Here is a 20138-nt window from a genome sequence, read left to right on the forward strand (position 1 = left end):
GAGGATGGGAGAATATGGTTCAATCAATCGATCGGACGATGACGATTATCCGGGTGCTGATTTCAGACGAGAAACCAGCGTGGCCCATCTCTGAGTTAGCTGATGCGACCGGTTTGCCGCTCAGTACCTTGCACCGATTTTTGGAATCGATGATCAAGTTTGGACTGGTCGAGCAGGAGCCGGTGACTAAGCATTATAAAGCAGGCTATACGTGGATGGAGATCGGTTTTGCGCTGCATGACAAGATCAACTTCCGGCATGTCGCCAGACCGATCATGGAGGAACTGGCGCAGGAGGTGGAGGAAAGCATTTTCCTCAACATGCCAGCTGGCTTTGATTCCATCCCGATTGAAAAGGTAGAAAGCCCGCTGAAGCTGCGAATTGACGAAAATCTCGGCGAGCGGATTCCGCTTACGATCGGCGCGCCCAACCGAGTGATTCTGGCGCACTGGAAACAGACTGACATGCTGAAGGTTGTAGCCAAGCAGCTGCCAGCCGCCCAGCACCAGGCTTTTCTGGAGCAACTGGCCGTCGCCAAGGATGCGGGCTATGCGATCAGCTATGGAGAAAAAACGGAAGGCACCGTTGCGGTAGCGGCCCCGATCATCGGATTTGGCCACCAGCCGGTTGCCGCCCTCTCCATCAACGCCCCCAGCTTCCGCGTGCCGGAAGAACGCCTTTCAACCCTAGTCGAAAAAGTCAAACAAGCCGCCGCTCTCATCACAACAAGAATCGGCGGTTTATAAGAAAACCCATCAGGGAATCCTGATGGGTTTTTATTTTTTTCCATATTTTCCCCAACACAGCTTGAGGGCGGAATGACGCTACCGCAAGGGATTTTCGGAAAAAAGTGGAGCGAAAGCTTTTGACAATGCCCACCAGGCTCATGCCAAAAAACGAAAACGCCTTTGCGCCACCTCTACATCCTTGAGATACACCCGCCGCGCAGCGTGTGGCTTTGGGGCGCAGTTTTCGTTTTTTGGCGTGAGCCGTTCCCCCCGCCCCCCCAGCAGGCATTGTCACTGCTTTCGCGCAACTTTTTTCCGAAAATCCCCTCGCCTCCACAAAAAAACATCCTCCCCGCCCACAAGCTGCAACCTTCCCTCCACTTCACCCGTACTACAAAAGAGAACACAAATCGGGGAGGGAAAACCGATGATCGACTTTGGTGTCGTCAGCATCGAATGGGGGACGCTGCTGTTCCAGCTGATGACATTCCTGATCCTGCTCGGATTGCCTGTCGGACTGATCATATACCTCTTCGCGCGATCCAACCGAAAGAAGAAGACCATGGTTGAACTAGAGCGGCGGATCGAGCAATTGGAACAGGAAGTAAAGCAGAACAAGAAAAAAGAGAGCCAGTGAGCGGCTCTCTGAGTGTCGAGAAAGTCCCCTTTTGAAAAAGGGGACGTTTTGTGCTTTTTCGCAAAATTTAGAGCGGGGGTTTATCGACAGCCTGACCATCAAGCCTTATCTCTCTAATTCAGTTTGAGTGGCACTGCAGCAAGGGATTTTCGGAAAAAAGTGGAGCGAAAGCTTTTGACAATGCCCGCCAGGCTTATGCCAAAAAACGAAAACGCCTTTGCGCCACATCTACTTCCTCGAGATCCACCCGCCGCGCAGTGTGTGGCTTTGGGGCGCAGTTTTCGTTTTTTGGCGTGAGCCGTTCACCCCGATCCCCAGCAGGCGTTGTCACTGCTTTCGCGGAACTTTTTTTCGAAAATCCCCTCGCCTCCACTACAGCAAATCAGACCAAAACATAAGCCAGAACCGACAGCAACACAGACGTGATGCTCATCGCAATCAGCGGGCGAAGCGCTTTTGTCCGCAGGTCGCGCAGATTGACGTTCAGCCCAAGCCCGACCATCGCCATCGTCAAGATGAACGTAGTCAATGTTGCGATGCCATCCTTAAAACCATCCGATACCGGGATGACGTTGCCCATGACATAGCTGCCGAAAAAGCTCATGACGATGAAGCCGATGAGGAACCAAGGGAACCCGATCTTGGTTCCCGCTCCGGCGCGGCCGGTTTTTTTCATCCATGCCATCAGAATGAAACTCAGTGGAACAAGCAGCAGGACGCGGCCCAGTTTGGCCAAAAGCCCAATCGCGAGCGCATCCTGACCGCCGGGTGCGGCTGCCAGCGCCACATGCGCGATCTCGTGCAGACTGATTCCCGACCAGATGCCATAGCTGGTGGGTGTAAGCGGCAAAAACGGACGGAGAATCGTGTAGCCGACGGCAAAAATCGTTCCGACCAGCGCGATGATGCCGACACCGATCGCCGTATCTTCATCCCGCGTTTTCAGAATCGGTGAAACAGCCGCGATCGCCGCCGCTCCGCACACGCCGGTGCCGACGCCGAGCAAAAGCGAGAGGGAAGCGTCCGCTTTCATCCATTTGGCCAGCAGGACAGTGAGCCCGATGGAGAAGGCGATCACGCCGGCATCATAAGCCAAGAGCCCCAGCCCTTGGTGAAACACAACATCCATATTCAGCTTCAATCCATAAAGAATGATAGCAAGGCGGAGCAGGCGCTTCGCAGAAAATTGAATCCCTGTGCGCAGCTGCTCAGGGTATCCCCAGATTTGGCGGTACACCACCGCGAGGACGATTGCACAGGCGAGCGGGCCGACATGGTCAAACCCGGGCACCTTTGCTAGCACGTAGCCAAGCAGGGCGACTACCAATGTAAATGCAATGCCTCCCAGCCAGCGGCCTGTCGAGGTCGTTTTTTCCGTTTCGTTCGTTTTCTTTTTCGCCATTTCATTGTAAAGGGAGGCGGTTCCTTGCTTCGTTTGTACTGCCATTTCGATCACCTCAGCGTTGTAACTTACATTGACAGCATAGTCGAAAACGTGACATAAGGAAAATGAATCGTTATGATGATGATAATAAGTAAATTTGTATAGTAATAGTCAAGCGAGGTGGTGAACGGGATGGACCAGCAATTGCTCGTCTTTTTGACCGTTGTGGAGCAGCAAAACTTTTCGCGCGCAGCGGAAGAATTGCACATGACCCAACCGGCGGTCAGCCAATATATCCAGTCGCTGGAGCGGGCAACCGGGGCAAAGCTGCTGGAGCGCAGCAACAAGTATGTACGTTTGACCAAGGCGGGTGAGATCGTCTACCACCATGCAAAGGAAATCGTCGGCCTCTACACGCGGATGCAGAATCTGGTTGATGATCTGCAGCATACGGCGAGTGGCCCGCTGTCGATCGGGGCCAGTTTCACGTACGGCGAATATGTGCTGCCGCATATTATTGCCCATTTGCGGACGAACTACCCGATGATCACGCCAACGATTACGATTCATAACACAAAAGAAATCGCCGCGATGGTCGTGAACCATCAGCTTGATGTCGGCATCATCGAGGGCTTCTACAACCCGGGGAATGAACGAGTGGTCGTGGAGGCGTTTGCGGAGGATGTGATGTATGTGGTGGTGCCAGCCGGGCATCGTTTTGCCGGACGGCAGGAGGTGGATGCACGCGAGATGTGCGATGAAGCTTGGATTGTGCGCGAAATGGGCTCGGGCACGCGGGAGGTAAGCGAACGGTTTTTCCGCACGCTGCCGCAGATGCCGAACAACCTGATGGAATTCGGTAGCACCCAAATTATCAAAGAGTCGGTGGAAGCGGGACTTGGTATTTCGTTGCTGTCCGAGTGGGCGATACGCAAAGAGCTCTTGCTCGGCACGCTACATATGGTATGCGTTGCGGGCGTGCCGCCGGTCAAGCGCCACTTTTCGCTCGTGAGGCAATCGACACCGTTTCAAACGAAGGCGCTGGAGGTCTTTTTGCAGCTATTGCGAGAGGATGAGATTTATCCCGCGTTTCGCCCCAAAGCAGAGTAATTGGCATTCGTGCAGTTGACAGAGGATATTTGCAGTGCTACTCTGAAAAGTGAAAATTTGGAAGGGAGAGTGCCCACATGAAAAAACGTTCGCTACTTTCTTTGGCAAAAGGCATCGGGTACTCGACTGCCGTTTTCTTCAACAATGCGCGCAACGGGAGAAGTCTGTCCAAAAATGGATATACGAGCGACTGTTAGATCCTTTGCGCCGAAGGTTGAAAAGGAACAAGTGGGCAAGTAGCGTCACGGGTCGCTTTCCTGTGGTTTTTGCGATAATAAATGAAACGCCACAGGGCAGCTGCCTGTGGCGTTTTTTCTTGCTGGTCAATTCCAAAGATGACATGAGGAGGAATCTCTACATGAAACTGCACGGAAACAAAATTACGCTCAAGCTGCTCGAATTAAGCGACGCCGAGGCGATGCTCCGCCTCCACCTGCGCAATCGATCGTTTTTTCAATCGTACATCCCGAAGCGCGATGAATCGTTTTACACGCTCGACGGGCAAGAGGCCCGCATTCAGGCCGATCTTGCGCGAAAAGAACAGGATCAGGGCTATTCGTTTGGCATTTATTTGGTCGATACCGGCGAGTTGATTGGTAATGTTACGCTATCCGAGGTGCTGCGAGGTCCCTTGCAAAGCTGCTTCATCGGCTACTACTTGGATCAGGCGCACAATGGCAAAGGCTATGTGACGGAAGCGGTTCGCGTGGTTGTGGACTACGCCTTCCATGAGCTCGCACTTCACCGGATCGAGGCCGGTGTCATGCCGCATAATGTACGTTCGATGCGAGTTTTGGAAAAAGCAGGCTTCCATAAAGAAGGGATCGCCCGGAAAAACGTCAAGATCAACGACAAATGGGAGGATCATCAGGTGCTGGCAATCGTGAATGAAAACGACTGAGCCTGCTTAGTGCAAAACGACTGGAAGCTTCTGTGCCGTACGCACATAGATCCATTTCCCGTCCCGGCTGGTGCCGACGATGGAGGCGTCGGGCCACAAGGAACCCGCGATCTGCTGCGCGTGGTTCGCATCGGCATCATAAAGATGGAGGCTCTGCGTCTGCGGAGCGTCGTCGCTGCTGCGGGCATCCAGCTCCAGGAAAGCGAACCGGTGCGTACCGTTCAGCCAGACACCGTCGCGGATTTCGTCGCTGATTTTGACAGTGCCTTTATACAAGCCGGCATTCGGGTATAGCTGGTACAGATTGTCGTCGGAAACGGTATAGCCGGACCAGGAGTCTTCTGCTACCGGCGGGTTCCATGCCTGAACCGTCCTTGTTTTCCAGCCGTATTGGTAACGCAGCTCTTTGAATGCTTTTTTATCCTGCATCACAAAAGTGACACGCTTGCCATCATCCGCAAAGGTCACCGGCAGCTTGCTCGTGCTGACCTCGCTTTCGATGATGTTGCCCTTTAACGCTTGGGGAAACCGCTGTTGTTCGCCTGTTGCGAGATTGCGGACGATCAGATCGAGGTCAGCGTTCTGGTCTTCCTTGCCTACGGCGAGAAACAGATAGGCTCTGTCCTTGCTAAATCCGCTGCCATACACATAGTCAGGGAGCTGAAAGGATATGGCGGTGTCGCTTGGAGGCAGCTGAATGGCTGCATCCTCCGGTTTGGCGTAGAAAAATCCGCGCGTATCAGCGGTAAAGGCCCCATTCCCTTGGTAGCTTTCCATCAGTTCCACCGGGTAGTGGGTCATCTGTTTCGTTTCGGTATCATAGAGGGCATAGATCCGTTCGTAATCCGCGTCGCACTCGCAATACTGCTGGAAGCGGCTGAGCAGCAAGTAGCGCTCTGCCTCGCCCTGCCATAGCATGGTTAGATAGGGCTGGTCAAACGCTGTGAGCTGCTCGCGCGCTCTGCCGTCCGTCCGGATTCGCCATAGCTGTCCGGGATTTTCCGCGATCGCCCGGAAGCGGGGGGCATCGTTCAAGCTGACGCCTGTCTGCGTAACCGCGCCCGATACGTCCAGCATATATCTGAACTCACCGAACGGCGGAAGGGTGGAAGCATCTCCAATCTCTACGCGCACATGCAGCTGCCGATCGCTCGCCCATGCAAACGAGTAGGTCGGCTTGACTGCGTTCTCCCGCTCCTCTTGATCTTTCGCTTGTGCGTCCCGCAACGCTTTTTCGACCGAGGCGCGGTTCATCGCTTCCTTGAAAAAGAGCGTGTACGTTTGCGGCGCTGTGCTAACCAATGTTTGAATCGGTGATTGCAGGCGAGGTTCCACGTCGAGCCGGATGAGAACAGGGTCTGTGAGCGAGGCGTAGTCGAAGGGTGTTTCCGCAGGCGCGTCGGTTTTTGGCGGTTGTGCAGCTGGTGTTTTTGCGGGAGTTGGCGTCTGGGCAGTGGGAGAGGCTATAAAGAAGCCGGGTACATCTGTTTTGGCAGACTCATCGGAAGCACGGCAGGCAGAGAGGGGCAGGGCCAAGAGGAGCAGGGCGAGCAGCGCGCGCGTTTGTTTCATTTTGGCTAACAATCCTTTCATTCGGTCGGAAGTGATTACTGATTGGACGTCGAACGAAGGCGATTCGTTACGAAAAAAGGAAATTTTACCAGAAAAAATATGCTGTCCTCCGGGTATAAATGAGAACAGATGTTTGCTATACTAAGAAGAGAACATTTGTTCCTGTTATCTTGGAGGGATTGCAATGGACAGCAGCAAGCGCATTGTGTTTTTGATCGATATGCAGAGCTTTTATGCCAGCGTGGAAAAGGCAGCCAATCCGGACATCCGCGATAAGCCGATCGTCGTAGCCGGCGATCCGAAACGGCGCAGCGGCGTGGTGCTGGCAGCCTGTCCGCTGGCCAAAGCGTACGGCGTGACCACGGCCGAGGCGTTGTGGCAGGCGGAACAAAAGTGTCGCCACCTGGTGGTGGTGAGACCGCGCATGGAGATGTATATGCACGTGTCGCTGCAGATTACGCGTATTTTCGAATCCTTTACCGATCTGGTCGAGCCGTATTCCATTGACGAACAGTTTCTCGATGTGACTGGCAGCCTCTCCTTGTTTGGGGAGCCGCGGGAGATCGCCCGGAAAATCCGGGAACGGGTGAAGCAGGAGACCGGGATTGTCTGCCGCGTCGGCATCGGCGAGAACAAGATACTGGCCAAGATGGCCTGCGACATCGCCAAGAAGCGGGAGGACGGGATTTTTTGGCTGAAAAAAGAAGAGCTGGGCGAGACGCTGTGGACGCTGCCCATCGAGAAGCTGTTTGGCGTCGGTTCGCGGATGAAGCGCCATTTTCACCGGATGGGCATCTATCGCATCCAGCAGCTAGCTGATCTGTCGCCAGGGGTGCTGATGCGGCGGTGGGGCGTCAATGGTGAGGTGCTCTGGAACACGGCGCACGGCATCGACGAGTCGCCGGTGTCGCCACGAGCGCACGATATGCAAAAAGGGATCGGGCATCATATGACGCTGCCGCGTGACTACCATACCGCGGAGGAAATCAAAGTGGTGCTGCTCGAGCTATGTGAAGAGGTGTGCCGCCGCGCGCGCAGCAAGGGGTTGATGGGCCAGGTCGTCTCCGTCGGCTGCCGCGGGGCTGATCTCGCGGCGGGAAACGGCTTTTACCGGCAGATGAAGCTGGCGGAGCCGACCCATGACGCGACGGCGCTCTACATGGGTGTCTGCCATTTGTTCGAACGGCACTGGCAGCATCTCCCGGTGCGCAGCGTGGGGGTGAATTTGGGCCAGCTTGCGCCTGACAATGTGGTGCAGCTGAGCCTGTTCGACGATACGCCCAGACGTCGTTCACTCGGGCTGGTGATGGATGACATCCGCAGGCGTTATGGAAACGATGCGATCGTCCGTGCCGTCTCGTTGCTGAAGGCAGGGCAGGCGAGAGAACGCGCCAAAAAAATCGGGGGTCACTATAAATGAGCGGCCAGCCGGAGGGCGCTTCCGCTCCGCAGCAGTCAGCCCGCGACCTGCTGCTCGAATGCGTGCTGTACGGCATTTTTTTCAAGGCGGTGGCAGTGGATCTGGCGACGCTGCGCCCGCTTAGCCTCAAGCTGTCGTATTTGCCGGTGCTAGAAGAGCTGTCCATCTGGGCGGAGCGGCTTCATCACCAGCTCAAGCGCCAGCTGCTCAGGCAAGGGGTCGAAATCCTCACGGCCCGTAAGCAAGGGAAGTTTTACACCGTGCAGATTCGCATCAAGGGCTATCGGCAGGAGGCTGTCTACTCGATTGAATTGCTGCACGCAGAGTGTCAGGAACGGCTGCGGGGCTGGCTTGTGCGCAATCGGGAGCAGCAGCTGGCAAAGGGAGGAGACTAGCGATGAGGGAAAAAACGATATCGAAAAAAGCGAATTTGTTTGCGGCCAGCCGTTTTGTGCTGCCCGAGCATCGGGAGCTATACCGACAAATTCAGGAGGAGCAGAGGCGCTATGTGCCGCCGGAGCTTGATGAAGAAGAGCGGGCGGAGCTGAGCGGACGCATCTGGGACGCGTATCAGCGAAAGCAGCCGATCCGGATCACATATGTCGAAAGCGGCATAGGCGAGCGGCACGACGACGGGTGTGTCGCCCATATCGACCCGACGGCGCGAATGCTCAAGCTGTCGGGAGCGGGTGGAAGCATCCGCATCTCCTTTGACGCGGTCCTCAAGGTCGAGCAGTGAGGAAGGCACAGGCCAAAAGAACGCGGTTTTCCTGTAAGGCTAGGGAAACCGCTTTTTTTGGTCGTGTTTCTGTTCTGAAAACTCAAACTTCACCTGCAACGGAAAAAATTGTATACTGGATGGACAATTGAACGTCCGATAAAAAAGGAGAATCCGCTGTGTCGATGCCAGAAGTATTCATAGGCTCCTCCAGGGAAGCGATCGAGTACGCGCGAGCTGTCCATGAGAGCTTGAGCCGCGTGGCACAGGTGACGCCATGGTACGCAGCATTTGGAGCGAATTCCTATACGATGGAAGCATTGGAGCAGCAGCTGGACCTGAGCGATTTTGGCATCTTTGTATTTGCTGCCGACGATGTGGCGCTTCATCGCGGCAATTACGTATTCATCACAAGAGACAACACCTTGTTCGAGATGGGACTGTTTTGGGGCAAGCTACGGCGCAGCCGGGTGTTTGCGATCATCCCGCAGAACGTGAAAGAGCGGGATGACCTGATCAAAGAGACGACGATCAAAGACTTCCACCTCCTGTCCGATCTGCAAGGAATGACGTTGTTGACCTATCGGCAGGCTGTGCGGGACAACTATCTCGCCGCCGTGGATGTCGCCTGCGGCCATATCGCCAAGGCGATCCGGGCAGAGCGGCACTTCCCCGATCCGTACCGCCTGCTCGAAGAAAAAAACCGCGAGCTGCAAAAGAAACAGAGCATTCTGCACTTTTTTTGGGAGTACAGCCGGAATGTCAGAGTGGCGAGCGCTGGGGAGAAGTATCAATCCTTCAGCGAGGCGGTGCGCAATTCTCTGCTCCCGCCGGATGGCTATCGCGTTACAGGTGCCGCGATCTGGAAGGTGGCAAACGATGGTGTACGCCAAGTGGGCGGAAATGTGGGGAAGGGCAGATTTTACAGCTTTAAGGAGTACGCCGAAAAAAAGGGTGCCAAAAAAATCTATGTCCTCGAAGCGTTTCTCAACAGCACATGGGAATTTCTGCATCGCAAAGAAGTTGCGGAGGTCTATGTCCTATGCTATCCTTTAGATACCGATCATGTGCTTTCTGTGCATATGGCGGGAATGGAAACGCTATATCATGAAGACCTCGCAGAGGTCGTCAGCCATAACGAGGAGCTATTGTCGACCATCAGTCATTTAGTTGGAGGGGATTCAGATGAAGCGGAGCAGGGAGCAGAAGCGAGCGTCGATCTACGGATCATCCACGACTGAGCGCTGGGCGGTCGGAGGCTCTGACGGCATGGGCGCGACACAGGGAGGCGCGTTGATCCGGCGCGAGGCAAAAGCGGAAGTTTTTGTCGGACCGTCGGTCGAGGGCGGCGACAAGGAATACGTCCACGTTCTCAGCGGAAAAGTGAACCATGTAAAACCATCGTTTTGTTAACGATTTGAAAGGGACTGCACTCGAACAAAGAGTGCGGTCCTTTTTTTGTTGATCATCGCATTCGTCACGAAAAAAATGAAAGAAAAATGAGGAGAAAAACATAAAAAATAACGAGTATGCCAAAGTGTATGTTAAAAATTTTCCTAATCCGCTACAATAACTTCACTATGGAAAGTGGAGTGAGTTACATGGATGAAGTTGATCAACGCATCGTGGAGCTGTTGCGCGCCAACAGCCGGATGAGCAGCTCGGAAATCAGCAAACGGGTGCATTTGTCCGTCCCAGCGGTAGCCGAACGGATACGGAAGCTCGAAGAGCGGCAAATCATCCAATCGTTCACGGTCAAGCTGAACCGCGAAAAGCTGGGGCAGACGCTCATTGCCTATATTTTTGTCTCGATCGAACGGCCTGAGCATATCAGCGGCTTCAAAGAGCATGTGCTGCAAAACAGCGCTGTGCTGGAATGCCACCATTTGGCTGGGGAGTACGACTATTTGCTGAAGGTCGCGACAGCCGGCACAAGTGGCCTGGAAACGCTGATTTCTCGCGAGTTAAAAGGCATTCCTGGCCTCGTAAAAACAAATACGATCATAACGCTCTCCAGTGTGAAGGAGGAAGGGTAATGTTGGATTTTTTGCAAGGACTGGCATTGGGGCTGGTGCTGCAGCTGTCTGTCGGGCCTGTCTTCTTTGCGCTTGTGCACCGCTCGCTGTCACAGGGATGGCGCGAAGGGGTGAAGATGGCTGCAGGCGTGACGGCAACAGACCTTTGTTACATGGCGGCATCTGCACTGGGGGCGTCCGCGATTCTGGCGATCCCCCAAGTCCGTCTCGCGGTGCTCTGGGGCGGCGCGCTGCTTTTGGGCTGGTTCGGGTGGAAGCTGCTGCGCGCCAAAGGGGCCCATACGGCTGCAGGTAGGCAGGACACGGTCCGGGGCAGCTTTGCCTACGGTTTTTTGCTGACGCTGGCCAATCCGCTGACCATTTTGTTTTGGTCGGGCATGTACGGCTCCTTACTCGCGGCAGGGGCGGTTGCCCCGGGGCTCGGCTTGCTGCTCTATTCGCTTGGCTGCGCGACGGCCACGTTTGTTTTTTTGGCCCTTGCCGCGATGGGAGCAAGCCGCTTGAATCACTACCTTGGGGACAAAGCGCTCCAAGCCTTGAATCGCTTGGTAGGGTGCGCACTGCTGTTTTTCGCCCTGATGCTGGTCATGCAGGCAATACAGCCGTGAATAAAGTCATTATTTTCTGTGAAAGGTGAAAAGCATAGCAGAAAGATAAAAAGATGTGAACGGAGAAGAGAAGCGAATCTGTTGTGCAAAGCAGAAACAAAATGAACGCTTTTTCGCGAATTTGCACCGCCAGTGATTTTGCCAAAGCACCTCTCGACCCTGTAATCTAGAGATAAGAAAGTGAGAATAAATGAACGAGAGGCAGAGGGGATTTAGGCAATGATTGCAAAGGAAATGGGCATGATTTTTTCCAAGCACGCGGATATGATGACAACCAAGCACTGGACCGAATTGTTGCAACAATTGGAGGCAAAAGGCTTGTTTGTGGTCATCGAGACTGGTACGAATGGACGGGTGCTGAGCCCTTTTGGTGGATTGATGCCGATGCCCTGTAAAAACGAAACATTGAACGTATTCACAGCGGAAGAACTGGAAGCGAAAGGGTTAACGGCAGGCCATCACGTCGTCAGCAAATGCCATCCGGTCGCTGAAGCGAAATAATAACCGAATCGAAGCATACGAGCGCCCGACCTGAAACGAGGTTGGGCGTTTTTTTGCGAAAAAAATGGGCGCAAGCCAGCAGGGGACAAATGCCCAGTCGGCGCGTGCCTGCATAAGGTAAGGAGAAGAAAGCGAAGGAGGAGTACGATGGAAGAGAGCAGCACGCTTCGCAAACTACAGGAAGTGCAATTTGCCTTGGTTGAGCTGCAGTTTTATTTGGATATGAATCCGGAGGACATGCGCGCCCTTCATCAATATAACGATCTCTCCGAAGAATTGATCGATCTCAGGCAAGAGTATGAGGAGCAGCACGGTCCATTAATGCAATACGGACTGTCCAAGGCGCGCGGCAAATGGGACTGGAGCAGCACCCCGTGGCCGTGGGAAATCGAGTATTGAGGTGAACGACGATGTGGGTGTATGAAAAAAAGTTGGAAATCCCCGTGCGGGTAGGAAAGCCCGATTTGCAAATGGCGCGGTTTTTGTCTGCGCAATACGGCGGACCTCACAGGCCCAAAGTGAAAAAATTAAACCGAAAAGATAAGCTCGATCCGATTCCCCTCAAACACGGTAATCTGGTGAACCAAGCCGCGGATGATCGTTTTTAATTGTTCCCGATCGTTTGTTTCAAGCACCGCTTTCATATGAAAGACACGGCTTGTGATTTTCTCCCGCACCTCCTCTTCTGAAATGCCTGCGCTCATAGCCTTCTCCAATGCTTGTATTTTGGCAAGTACCTCATGTTTTTCCTGGGTTAACCGCTTTTTGGCCTCGAGCAAATCGTTCTCGTCCAAAATTCCGATTTCGAACGCGCGGATTTGCCGCTGAAAACGCCCCTCCAAAGTCGCCAACTGTTTTTTCGTTTGTGCGAGCTCGTCATGTTGTCGATTCTCGGGTGGGGGCAGTGTCTCAAGGGCGACCGCGATGTCCGTTTCGCTGATCGCGAGAATCTCCTGAAGGACGTGCTCCTCCAACACGGTCGTGTGGATGAAATGGTAGAAGCACTGCGCTTTTTTTTGATAAGCAGCGCATACGTATTTCATCGATACGTAAGTTTGCTCCTTGTTCCGGGTGACGGCCTTCATCCCGTTCATGCTGCTGCCGCAATGACCGCAGCGAACTAGTCCGGAAAGCAGGTAGCCGCTCCGCTTGGCTCGAGGTGCCAGGTGCTGATTTTGTTCGAGACGAGCTTGAAGGTTTTCGTACGTTTCCTGATCCAAGATGGGCTCATGGGTGTTACGGACCACCAGCCATTCGCGAGCGGGTCGTTCTATCTGCTTGCGGTTTTTGCGGTAATGCTGATTCCAGACGGTATGGCCGCGCAGCCGCTCATTTTTCCACAGGTAGACGCGGACGGCCTTCAGCGTCCATTCGCGTCCACGTTTTGTCAGGACGCCATGGTCATTCAACATTTTCGCGATCGTCCAGGTTCCTTGTCCGGCAATGATCCGTTCAGCCATGATTCGAACCCACCGGGCCTCCTCCTCATTGATAAGGTACCGACCATCCTGCACATCGTAGCCGAAGCATGGGGCGGTCACGACTTTTCCGCGCTGAACCGCATGATACATCGTTTCGCGGACACGCTCCGCGATGCGCTCCCGTTCAAATTCCGCAAAGACGCCGAGCAGCTGGAGCACCATCCGGCCGACAGCAGTGCTCGTGTCAAATGTTTCCGATGCCGATTTATACGAGCATTGATGTGCATCGAGTTCATCGATGAATGTGAGCAGATCGATCAGGCGTCTGGTGAGCCGGTCGATCTTGGTTGTCATGACCGTTTGGATGCGCCCCTCCCGGATGTCGGTCATCATCTGCTGGAATGCCGGGCGTTCGGTGTCTTTGGCGGAATACCCGTCATCGATAAAGCATTCGTAGTCGGACCATCCGTGAGCGGTGCAAAACGAGACGAGTCGTTCGTGTTGCTCAGGAATCGAAAAGCCTTCCCGCGCCTGTTCGTCCGTCGACACGCGGATGTAGAGTGCCACCTTCACAGCCCATCACCTCCCCTACATATAGGTATGCGTCGGGCAGAGAAAAATCAATAGCCTCTACGTGCCGACGAAATAGAAATAGTAGGACCGTCCATGTGTCCACTCCGCATACAAAAAACTAGGAGGGGGTGGCTGTGTGGGGCGTAAGCTAAGGCCAAAGCCAAAACCAATTGAAAAATTGCCGCACAAAGTGTTCATTCGGGCGTCAGGTGAGACCGTGGAGATGACCCTGGAGCTGCGGAAGCAGGTTGGCTGGCGGTGCGCGGTGGCAATGGTGCATTGGGCAAAAGGGGAGGTGGAAAATGAGTTAGGCATCCGCTGACCCCCGATGCGAAAAAGTAAGCCACACAGCACCTCGATCGGCGGGGGGGAAAAAAGGGGGTAGTGAAGTGGAGGAGACGCAGCTTACTGGACGCATCGTCACGCCAAATGATCCTGAATATGAACAGGCGCGGATCAATAATAATCTGAGCGTTGCACGATTTCCCAAAATCATTGTCTTTTGCCAAAATACGCAAGATGTCGTAAATGCTCTCACATGGGTCAGAAAAAAGCGAATGCCGTTTCGCGTGAGAAGCGGACGGCACAGCTATGAAAATTTTTCGTTAGTGAATGGCGGACTCATCATCGACGTCAGCGAGATGAACAGCATCAAGGTCGACCGCAATGCCATGACGGCAAAAATCGAAGCAGGAGCCGCTTTGGGTAAGGTCTACCGCCAACTATGGAAGCATGGCGCGACAATCCCGGCAGGAACCGAGGGCAGCGTCGGTCTCGTCGGCTTGACGCTCGGCGGGGGGATCGGCATGCTGACCCGTATATTCGGGCTCACCTGCGACAATCTGCTCGAAGTGGAAATGGTCGTGGCGAGCGGTCCAACTGAAACAAAGCAGGTCACTGCGAGTAAGAGCAGCAACAGCGATTTGTTTTGGGCATGCTGCGGAGGCGGCGGTGGCAATTTTGGAATTGTCACGTCTCTCACTTTCAAGCTGCACCCCATTCAAAACGTTTCGATATTTTCAATCACGTGGGGGTGGGACGATTTCGAGGAGGCTTATACAGCATGGCAAACGTGGGCTCCTAGCACCGATACACGACTGACGTCAGAAATTGAATTGTTCGCGAAAGATGTTGATCGGATCACCGCGCAAGGCGAATTTGTCGGCTCGGTGGCCACGTTAAAAAAACTGCTGAAGCCGTTGACGAGCACAGGGTCGCCAAAGAGCATCAGCATAAAGGAAGTTACGTACATTGAAGCCGTCCGCTTTTTTGATGAACCGAGCGGCAATGAGCCAGCCAACCGCAAACGCTCAGGCTCGTTCATCACGGCTCCGCTCCCTTTGGAGGCGATCTTGACGATGAAACAATGGCTGGCCCACGCTCCGAATGAACATGCGTCGCTCTGGCATCAATCGCTTGGCGGAGCAGCTGCGCAAATACGCCCGGAAGAAACGGCTTACTTTTACCGGGACGCCATTATCGCGCAGGAGTACTTGACGAAATGGAACAATCCTGGTGAAGAACGGCAGAATGTCAGGTGGATCAGAAACGTGCGTCAGGCTTTATCGCCCTATACGACGGGTGATTATGTGAATTGGCCGGATCGGTTTATTCGAAACTGGCCGAAAGCGTATTATGGCGAAAATTTTCCGAGACTGCGGGAAGTGAAGACGGCGTACGATCCAACGAATTTGTTTCGATTCCCGCAAAGTATTCCGCCGTATCGGAGGCGTGGGTAAAGCAGCAGGGGCGAGAAAAACACCCAAAAATTAGAAAAACTGCGAAACTACGTGCTGCCATGTGCGTCTAATCAGCATGACCACGTAAAGGATGATCGTTGTGAATCGTAACCGTCTATGTAATGTCGTATTATCTGGCACGTTATGTTTTTCGGCTGTGCTGTCACCATTTCTCGTATCCCCTGTTGCGCAAGCTGCTTCAACTGCTCGCATCACATATAAGCTGCCGGCCAATCCGGAGAAATACTTGTTTTTGAACGTACAGATGGTTTCCATCGCCAATCCACAGGTTGCTGCTGCGATGCAACAACAGAGCCTCTACACGCGTGAGGATTATTTGACCGACAGGGATAGAGCTGGCTCACATATAAAGCTACAGTACGACGATAATCTGAAATTCCTTTCCTCGAAAAAAGGCTTCCTGTGGAATATTTATCATTTTATTGGCATTTTTCCCCCTTACGCTCCCGGAACTGTCGATGCTACAGACTTGGATCGTCAAATTGCAAACACGCAAAGCTATTCGGAAGAGTGGTACAATCTGCGGGAAACAAGAGCGCAATTGGAAATGAATGCCCGTCTGCAGCCGCTCATTGCAGCAGGCTACGTCAAGCCGGAAGAGATTGACGATGGGGTCGCGACAAAGGAATTCGTGGCGACAGTGCTGTATCGGATGTTTGGGGACGTACGTCCTTATCATGGAGGCATTGATCTGAAAGATTCCGAAAACACAGCGGTGCGCTGGGCTGTGGAGGTTGGGCTGCCGGGGTTTGCAGTGGACAGCAAGGGATATCTTTACCCAGAGACACCACTGAGCATGGAGTCGGGTCCAAATGCGTACGCGCTGGAAGTACCTTATGAACGGTTATTTCAATTCATCACCTTGGTTCTACCAGGGAGAAAGACGCCGTCAGGATGGGAGTATTATCAGGTAAAGCTGTTGCCAGGGATGTCTCCGATCCGTGCCCAAGATGTCATTTCGGTAAACGGGAAGCCGTTCAACGAGGCAACAGATTATTACACTTTCTCCTCCACCCCAGAATACCGGAATGCAAGCAAAGCCATCGCCAACTATGCCATACCGCGGTTTGCTCAGATGCTCGATCTTGCGAGAAAGGATGCACAAAAACCGCGTGTGTGGGACTGGAGCCGGGATCTTATCCACGATCCTGGTTTCACGAAGGAGATCGCCGCCTATCGCAAAAACAAAAGCGGTAAAAATCTGAACACGGTCTATCAGGCAGTTCGGACACACTATAACCTGAGCATTCCCCAGGATTCGGCAGCCGTAATCAAGAGCGTGCTGGATCATGTGAAGTAGGAGAACGCTGCCGATAAATCGATGGTAAAATGATTCCAGTAGGAACATAGGAAAAGACACGCCTTCATGAGTACAATTGGATATACGAACATACACTAAGCGGGACAACTTGAAGGCAGGAGGCGTAGTCTGTGACCGAAATGAATAACCGGGATGAAAACAAAGAGCTGAAGGTGCTGGGCACCCATGCTGCTGGGGCAACCGATTTGTTCGAAACAAGAAAGACAGCCAAGCCGGTGCAGATAGACCCTCCGGTGGATACCGGCACAGTGGGTTCCACCAAATAGACCGGGTGATACGAAAAACCACCGTTGAGTAGGTGGTTTTTTCTATACAAACCCGAATGGGCTGTGAGTGAATTCCATCCAGCCAAACGCACGGTTTTTTGCAAAGGAAGGGGAGAGGATAAGAGCGATGCTTTCGATCATGTGGTAAGGAGGAGACGACATGGCCAGCTATCGCTGTTACTACTGTGAGCATGAGACAGGCAGTGTTCATTTGATCAATTTTTTCCAAAGTAGGGTTGACCGCGAGGAGCTTCTATGCGACGAATGCTACGCTGACTGGATCGAGTCCTTAAAAAGCGAACCTTAACGCGAAGCTGAAAAAAAGGGTTTGTGGCACAAGAAATCGGGCGGGTGATTGACGAATGGAATGGTATGAACGATTAACGGAATACTTTCCCGAGTATGAAATGAAGACCGAGGCGCAAATAAAGGCGCTGATTAAAGAAAAGGACAGCTACCACAAAGTCGAAACGGATCATTACCTGCTGCTTTATGCAGAATTCCCCACGTTTCTTTTTATCGACTATCTTCTGATTAACCCAGCCACGCGTGGAAAAGGAATTGGGACAAGCGTAATCAATAAGCTGAAGGCAAAAGGTAAGGACATTTTGCTGGAAGTGGAACCGATCAATCGCGAGGATCAAGATACGGTGAGAAGAGTCCGCTTTTATCAAAAAAACGGATTTGTGAAAGCAGATCGGATTCAATACCGATGGCAAGACGATAACGGCGAAATTTATGAAATGAATATTTATTATTGGAGTCCGCACGATACGCTGCCGCAAGAAAAAGTAATGGAAAAAATGGCGAGAGCCTGTCAAGAAATCCACAATTTCCGGTCTAAGCAATATTATGGGCGCATGGTGGCAAACCCAGAGGAAGTCTTGCACCTAAAGCACTGATCGTACCCGCTACTTGCGGGTATTTCTAATATCCTCCCATACATGTTATTGGCCTAGTAGGTAACACTGAAAACAAAAGGGGTGATAAACGTGGATCCATTTACGTGCAGTGACAAAAAAGAGATCGAAAATGCGATCGCCGTGTCCAAGGTCGAAGAAATGATCGATTCAGCCGATCGACATGATGAAGAGCGTAGGGGCATCGAGGCAAAAATCATTGAAAACGAAATCAATTCGTATAATCGATTCGAATCACTTTACAGAGAGCGGCATCGAGATGAAGCCGGAGAAGGAGAACGGGAAGGCTATAGGGGCGTTGAAGGGGATCGGGAACGCGGTCGCGATGACGAGCGCTATCGGGATGTTGAAGGTGATCCAGATCGCGGTGGCTATCGTGACTATGATCGCTACCAAGGTGAAAACGATAGCAACGCGGACGTTGCGGGTTACAGGGACCACGGAGGCTACAGGGACCGCGAAGACCGAAGAGATGAAGAAGAAACGGAGTACCGATAAAGCGAAATCAGTGGGAAAAAGCCTCTTTTCGAGCGGAGAGGGGCTTTTTGTTGTGTTGTGGAAAATCATCTGTTTCCTTTGCGACTGTCAGGCGGACCTGATGGAGAGCTTTCCGCTGCCCTCCGCTACCTCAATCAGCGCTACACGATGCCGAATGAGCGGGCGCAGGCGTTGCTTACGGATATTGGGACAGAAGAGCTGGGCCATTTGGAGATTATTGCGACGCTCGTCTACAAGCTGACGAAAGATGCGACCCCAGCCCAAATGCGGGAGGCAGGGTTGGGTGGACATTACGCGGAACACGAAAAAGCACTCTTTTATTCCGACGCAAACGGGATTCCTTGGACCGCTGCCTATATTCAGAGCAAGGGAGATCCAATTGCTGACTTGGCGGAAAACATCGCGGGTGAGGAAAAAATGCGGGCGACCTATCAGTGGCTGATCAATCTGACGGACGATCCCGACCTCATCGACGCATTGAAATATTTGCGGGAGCGGGAAGTGGTACATTCCCAGCGATTCCGCGAAGCGCTTTATTTGGTGGAAGAGCACTACAAAACCCATAAATTTTTCTAGGGAAGGAGGACCCCGATGCAAAAGCCGAAACCATCTGACGAAATCCCGATCAAACGAGCAGGGAATCGTCCTACTCGTGATGCGATGCTAGAAGGGGGCGCCGTCAAGCAGACGATGGACAGCATGTGGGACACCGCCGGCAGCATGCCAAGCCAAGCTGGCCATATGCCGCGGTATTCCAATGGGATACCGTACCCAATGGGCCAAGAGCTGCACCAATTTAGCGGGAGGCCCATCCATGCAAACCAAATGCCGCACCGTTCCAGTGCGACTCCGCATCCTTTTAGCCAAATGCCATACCAATCCGGCGTCATGCCCGGTCAATCGGGCCGCTTGGCACCCACACCGAGAAGTGTCCCGCGTCAAACCAATCAGGCATATCAAAAACCGAGCAGGATGCTTCCGCCCCGGGGATTTTTGCCCGTCAGCATGCCGCCGACCAAGCCGTATCCCGCCGACCCGTATATAGAGCAGCTGCCACTTGCTGAAGCGCTGCGAAAAGGGACGCTGTTTCGCTGGATGCATGATCCGTATGCCGATCCTTACCGTGGGTAAAAAAAGAAATAAAAAAGGCGCGCAGTTTGAAGGCTGCGGGCCTTTTTGTTGTCACTTCAATGCGTTCGTGCTGGACCATTCCAAGACTTACTGGCATGCGTCCGGATTCCGCTCGAAAAAGGGATTTGTGGCACGGCCGCAGCCAAATGCGAGACCGTCTGTGTGGAAGACTTGGAAAAATGTGAAACTCTTGGCTCAAACATCCGTAAACCACAAAGGGAAAGCGCACAGGTAGGCAAAGACGTAGGAAGGAGGCGGGAGTGTGTCGACATTTTTAAAAATTGCACTGGCGATCATCATGATTGTGCTCCCGTGCCTTGGTTACGTCCAACCGGTAAGCGGAGGTGAGAACGGACTTACCCACGAACGGTCCTTGCTGGTCGACCATAGCTATCTGACAGAGCAAGTGACGTTTCTCAAAGAGAGTCATTCGCTAGCGACGGCAGCCAAGATCTTGCTGCTGCTCAGTTTTTTGACCGTTGTCTTCCGCGTGTTCCTCCGCTTCCGGATGAAACGCTACCTGTTTTCGTTTATACCGTTGTTTAAGCGATTATATTTGCTATTTCCGATCAGATACGAATCTCGATATATAGCCCTGCCCCGTTTCATCTCGTAAATTCGAAATGAAATGGG

General features: G+C 53.0%; 26 protein-coding genes and 2 pseudogenes. 25 read left to right on the plus strand and 3 right to left on the minus strand.

Annotation, left to right across the window (positions count from 1 at the left end):
• Positions 1 to 14 precede the first annotated feature (14 nt).
• Positions 15 to 746: an IclR family transcriptional regulator gene (locus tag EDM56_RS06705; RefSeq protein ID WP_122917118.1), complete on the plus strand. Its 732-nt coding sequence runs from the start codon at positions 15 to 17 to the stop codon at positions 744 to 746.
• A gap of 409 nt (positions 747 to 1155) precedes the next feature.
• Positions 1156 to 1365 carry a hypothetical protein gene (locus tag EDM56_RS06715; RefSeq protein WP_122917120.1) on the plus strand — a complete coding sequence of 70 codons (210 nt, stop codon included), beginning with the start codon at positions 1156 to 1158 and terminating at the stop codon, positions 1363 to 1365.
• A 382-nt stretch (positions 1366 to 1747) separates the two neighbouring features.
• Here the strand turns inward: EDM56_RS06715 and EDM56_RS06720 are convergent, their stop codons facing one another.
• On the minus strand, positions 1748 to 2767 hold the full coding sequence (locus EDM56_RS06720) for a YeiH family protein (protein WP_246009294.1): 1020 nt from the start codon (positions 2765 to 2767) through the stop codon (positions 1748 to 1750).
• 174 nt (positions 2768 to 2941) lie between these two features.
• Between EDM56_RS06720 and EDM56_RS06725 the strand changes: the two genes are divergently transcribed.
• Both EDM56_RS06725 and EDM56_RS06730 read left to right on the plus strand, forming a co-directional pair.
• The gene (locus EDM56_RS06725; protein ID WP_122917122.1) at positions 2942 to 3859 is read left to right on the plus strand and encodes a LysR family transcriptional regulator; all 918 of its coding nucleotides are present in this window, start codon (positions 2942 to 2944) and stop codon (positions 3857 to 3859) included.
• Positions 3860 to 4217: 358 nt separating this feature from the next.
• On the plus strand, positions 4218 to 4760 hold the full coding sequence (locus EDM56_RS06730; RefSeq protein ID WP_122917123.1) for a GNAT family N-acetyltransferase: 543 nt from the start codon (positions 4218 to 4220) through the stop codon (positions 4758 to 4760).
• Positions 4761 to 4766: 6 nt separating this feature from the next.
• Here the strand turns inward: EDM56_RS06730 and EDM56_RS06735 are convergent, their stop codons facing one another.
• Positions 4767 to 6332, minus strand: coding sequence for a hypothetical protein (locus EDM56_RS06735; protein WP_122917124.1), 1566 nt, complete (start codon positions 6330 to 6332; stop codon positions 4767 to 4769).
• 184 nt (positions 6333 to 6516) lie between these two features.
• Between EDM56_RS06735 and dinB the strand changes: the two genes are divergently transcribed.
• The 10 genes and pseudogenes from dinB to EDM56_RS31800 all read left to right on the plus strand — a co-directional run.
• Entirely contained in the window at positions 6517 to 7752 is a 1236-nt protein-coding gene (dinB, locus tag EDM56_RS06740; RefSeq protein ID WP_122917125.1) for a DNA polymerase IV, read from the plus strand.
• Positions 7749 to 8147, plus strand: a complete 399-nt coding sequence (locus EDM56_RS06745; protein ID WP_122917126.1) for a YhjD family protein — start codon at positions 7749 to 7751, stop codon at positions 8145 to 8147. Before dinB ends, EDM56_RS06745 begins: the two co-directional genes overlap by 4 nt.
• A gap of 2 nt (positions 8148 to 8149) precedes the next feature.
• Positions 8150 to 8491 (plus strand): YolD-like family protein, encoded by a 342-nt coding sequence (locus EDM56_RS06750; protein WP_122917127.1) that lies wholly within the window; start codon positions 8150 to 8152, stop codon positions 8489 to 8491.
• Positions 8492 to 8655: 164 nt separating this feature from the next.
• Positions 8656 to 9711: a TIR domain-containing protein gene (locus EDM56_RS06755; RefSeq protein ID WP_122917166.1), complete on the plus strand. Its 1056-nt coding sequence runs from the start codon at positions 8656 to 8658 to the stop codon at positions 9709 to 9711.
• Positions 9656 to 9883, plus strand: a complete 228-nt coding sequence (locus tag EDM56_RS31155; protein ID WP_148040362.1) for a hypothetical protein — start codon at positions 9656 to 9658, stop codon at positions 9881 to 9883. The genes EDM56_RS06755 and EDM56_RS31155 overlap by 56 nt, the downstream gene beginning before the upstream one ends.
• Before the next feature lie 188 nt (positions 9884 to 10071).
• On the plus strand, positions 10072 to 10506 hold the full coding sequence (locus EDM56_RS06760) for an Lrp/AsnC family transcriptional regulator (protein WP_122917128.1): 435 nt from the start codon (positions 10072 to 10074) through the stop codon (positions 10504 to 10506).
• Complete coding sequence (locus tag EDM56_RS06765) at positions 10506 to 11114, plus strand: LysE family translocator (RefSeq protein WP_122917129.1); 609 nt, start codon at positions 10506 to 10508, stop codon at positions 11112 to 11114. Before EDM56_RS06760 ends, EDM56_RS06765 begins: the two co-directional genes overlap by 1 nt.
• A 219-nt stretch (positions 11115 to 11333) precedes the next feature.
• Positions 11334 to 11615: a hypothetical protein gene (locus EDM56_RS06770; protein ID WP_122917130.1), complete on the plus strand. Its 282-nt coding sequence runs from the start codon at positions 11334 to 11336 to the stop codon at positions 11613 to 11615.
• Between the two features lie 147 nt (positions 11616 to 11762).
• On the plus strand, positions 11763 to 12014 hold the full coding sequence (locus EDM56_RS06775) for a spore coat protein CotJB (protein ID WP_122917131.1): 252 nt from the start codon (positions 11763 to 11765) through the stop codon (positions 12012 to 12014).
• 11 nt (positions 12015 to 12025) lie between these two features.
• Positions 12026 to 12122, plus strand: a pseudogene (locus EDM56_RS31800) (manganese catalase family protein); the annotation flags it as partial.
• A gap of 20 nt (positions 12123 to 12142) precedes the next feature.
• On the opposite strand, the gene EDM56_RS06785 reads toward EDM56_RS31800, so the two are convergent.
• Positions 12143 to 13609 (minus strand): recombinase family protein, encoded by a 1467-nt coding sequence (locus tag EDM56_RS06785; protein ID WP_122917132.1) that lies wholly within the window; start codon positions 13607 to 13609, stop codon positions 12143 to 12145.
• A 136-nt stretch (positions 13610 to 13745) separates the two neighbouring features.
• On the opposite strand from EDM56_RS06785, the gene EDM56_RS06790 reads away from it, so the two are divergent.
• The 11 genes and pseudogenes from EDM56_RS06790 (at position 13746) to EDM56_RS06830 (ending at position 20121) form a co-directional block, all read left to right on the plus strand.
• Positions 13746 to 13931: a hypothetical protein gene (locus EDM56_RS06790; RefSeq protein ID WP_122917133.1), complete on the plus strand. Its 186-nt coding sequence runs from the start codon at positions 13746 to 13748 to the stop codon at positions 13929 to 13931.
• A 67-nt stretch (positions 13932 to 13998) separates the two neighbouring features.
• Positions 13999 to 15348 (plus strand): FAD-binding oxidoreductase, encoded by a 1350-nt coding sequence (locus tag EDM56_RS06795; protein ID WP_122917134.1) that lies wholly within the window; start codon positions 13999 to 14001, stop codon positions 15346 to 15348.
• Between the two features lie 91 nt (positions 15349 to 15439).
• Complete coding sequence (locus tag EDM56_RS06800; protein WP_122917135.1) at positions 15440 to 16669, plus strand: hypothetical protein; 1230 nt, start codon at positions 15440 to 15442, stop codon at positions 16667 to 16669.
• A 131-nt stretch (positions 16670 to 16800) separates the two neighbouring features.
• A complete protein-coding gene (locus EDM56_RS31380; protein ID WP_183192318.1) occupies positions 16801 to 16956 on the plus strand; it encodes a hypothetical protein in 156 nt (51 codons plus the stop codon).
• A gap of 160 nt (positions 16957 to 17116) precedes the next feature.
• Positions 17117 to 17263 (plus strand): hypothetical protein, encoded by a 147-nt coding sequence (locus tag EDM56_RS31385; RefSeq protein WP_183192320.1) that lies wholly within the window; start codon positions 17117 to 17119, stop codon positions 17261 to 17263.
• Between the two features lie 55 nt (positions 17264 to 17318).
• Positions 17319 to 17858 carry a GNAT family N-acetyltransferase gene (locus EDM56_RS06805; protein WP_122917136.1) on the plus strand — a complete coding sequence of 180 codons (540 nt, stop codon included), beginning with the start codon at positions 17319 to 17321 and terminating at the stop codon, positions 17856 to 17858.
• A 90-nt stretch (positions 17859 to 17948) separates the two neighbouring features.
• Positions 17949 to 18374, plus strand: coding sequence for a hypothetical protein (locus EDM56_RS06810; RefSeq protein ID WP_122917137.1), 426 nt, complete (start codon positions 17949 to 17951; stop codon positions 18372 to 18374).
• Between the two features lie 57 nt (positions 18375 to 18431).
• Complete coding sequence (locus EDM56_RS06815) at positions 18432 to 18950, plus strand: manganese catalase family protein (RefSeq protein ID WP_281274942.1); 519 nt, start codon at positions 18432 to 18434, stop codon at positions 18948 to 18950.
• A 15-nt stretch (positions 18951 to 18965) separates the two neighbouring features.
• Positions 18966 to 19505 carry a hypothetical protein gene (locus tag EDM56_RS06820; RefSeq protein WP_122917139.1) on the plus strand — a complete coding sequence of 180 codons (540 nt, stop codon included), beginning with the start codon at positions 18966 to 18968 and terminating at the stop codon, positions 19503 to 19505.
• Between the two features lie 72 nt (positions 19506 to 19577).
• Positions 19578 to 19685: pseudogene (locus EDM56_RS31805) on the plus strand (GAF domain-containing protein); the annotation flags it as partial.
• A gap of 82 nt (positions 19686 to 19767) precedes the next feature.
• The gene (locus tag EDM56_RS06830) at positions 19768 to 20121 is read left to right on the plus strand and encodes a hypothetical protein (RefSeq protein ID WP_148040363.1); all 354 of its coding nucleotides are present in this window, start codon (positions 19768 to 19770) and stop codon (positions 20119 to 20121) included.
• Positions 20122 to 20138 lie beyond the last annotated feature (17 nt).

This window comes from Brevibacillus fluminis (assembly GCF_003710825.1).
In the GTDB taxonomy this organism is placed as follows: domain Bacteria; phylum Bacillota; class Bacilli; order Brevibacillales; family Brevibacillaceae; genus Brevibacillus_D; species Brevibacillus_D fluminis.

Excerpts from the sequence above, each read along its gene's own strand:
- EDM56_RS06705 (WP_122917118.1), top strand. The coding sequence starts at position 15 with ATGGTTCAATCAATCGATCGGACGATGACGATTATCCGGGTGCTGATT.
- EDM56_RS06715 (WP_122917120.1), top strand. The coding sequence starts at position 1,156 with ATGATCGACTTTGGTGTCGTCAGCATCGAATGGGGGACGCTGCTGTTC.
- EDM56_RS06720 (WP_246009294.1), bottom strand. The coding sequence starts at position 2,767 with ATGGCGAAAAAGAAAACGAACGAAACGGAAAAAACGACCTCGACAGGC.
- EDM56_RS06725 (WP_122917122.1), top strand. The coding sequence starts at position 2,942 with ATGGACCAGCAATTGCTCGTCTTTTTGACCGTTGTGGAGCAGCAAAAC.
- EDM56_RS06730 (WP_122917123.1), top strand. The coding sequence starts at position 4,218 with ATGAAACTGCACGGAAACAAAATTACGCTCAAGCTGCTCGAATTAAGC.
- EDM56_RS06735 (WP_122917124.1), bottom strand. The coding sequence starts at position 6,332 with ATGAAACAAACGCGCGCGCTGCTCGCCCTGCTCCTCTTGGCCCTGCCC.
- dinB (WP_122917125.1), top strand. The coding sequence starts at position 6,517 with ATGGACAGCAGCAAGCGCATTGTGTTTTTGATCGATATGCAGAGCTTT.
- EDM56_RS06745 (WP_122917126.1), top strand. The coding sequence starts at position 7,749 with ATGAGCGGCCAGCCGGAGGGCGCTTCCGCTCCGCAGCAGTCAGCCCGC.
- EDM56_RS06750 (WP_122917127.1), top strand. The coding sequence starts at position 8,150 with ATGAGGGAAAAAACGATATCGAAAAAAGCGAATTTGTTTGCGGCCAGC.
- EDM56_RS06755 (WP_122917166.1), top strand. The coding sequence starts at position 8,656 with ATGCCAGAAGTATTCATAGGCTCCTCCAGGGAAGCGATCGAGTACGCG.
- EDM56_RS31155 (WP_148040362.1), top strand. The coding sequence starts at position 9,656 with ATGAAGCGGAGCAGGGAGCAGAAGCGAGCGTCGATCTACGGATCATCC.
- EDM56_RS06760 (WP_122917128.1), top strand. The coding sequence starts at position 10,072 with ATGGATGAAGTTGATCAACGCATCGTGGAGCTGTTGCGCGCCAACAGC.
- EDM56_RS06765 (WP_122917129.1), top strand. The coding sequence starts at position 10,506 with ATGTTGGATTTTTTGCAAGGACTGGCATTGGGGCTGGTGCTGCAGCTG.
- EDM56_RS06770 (WP_122917130.1), top strand. The coding sequence starts at position 11,334 with ATGATTGCAAAGGAAATGGGCATGATTTTTTCCAAGCACGCGGATATG.
- EDM56_RS06775 (WP_122917131.1), top strand. The coding sequence starts at position 11,763 with ATGGAAGAGAGCAGCACGCTTCGCAAACTACAGGAAGTGCAATTTGCC.
- EDM56_RS06800 (WP_122917135.1), top strand. The coding sequence starts at position 15,440 with ATGATCGTTGTGAATCGTAACCGTCTATGTAATGTCGTATTATCTGGC.
- EDM56_RS31385 (WP_183192320.1), top strand. The coding sequence starts at position 17,117 with ATGGCCAGCTATCGCTGTTACTACTGTGAGCATGAGACAGGCAGTGTT.
- EDM56_RS06805 (WP_122917136.1), top strand. The coding sequence starts at position 17,319 with ATGGAATGGTATGAACGATTAACGGAATACTTTCCCGAGTATGAAATG.
- EDM56_RS06820 (WP_122917139.1), top strand. The coding sequence starts at position 18,966 with ATGCAAAAGCCGAAACCATCTGACGAAATCCCGATCAAACGAGCAGGG.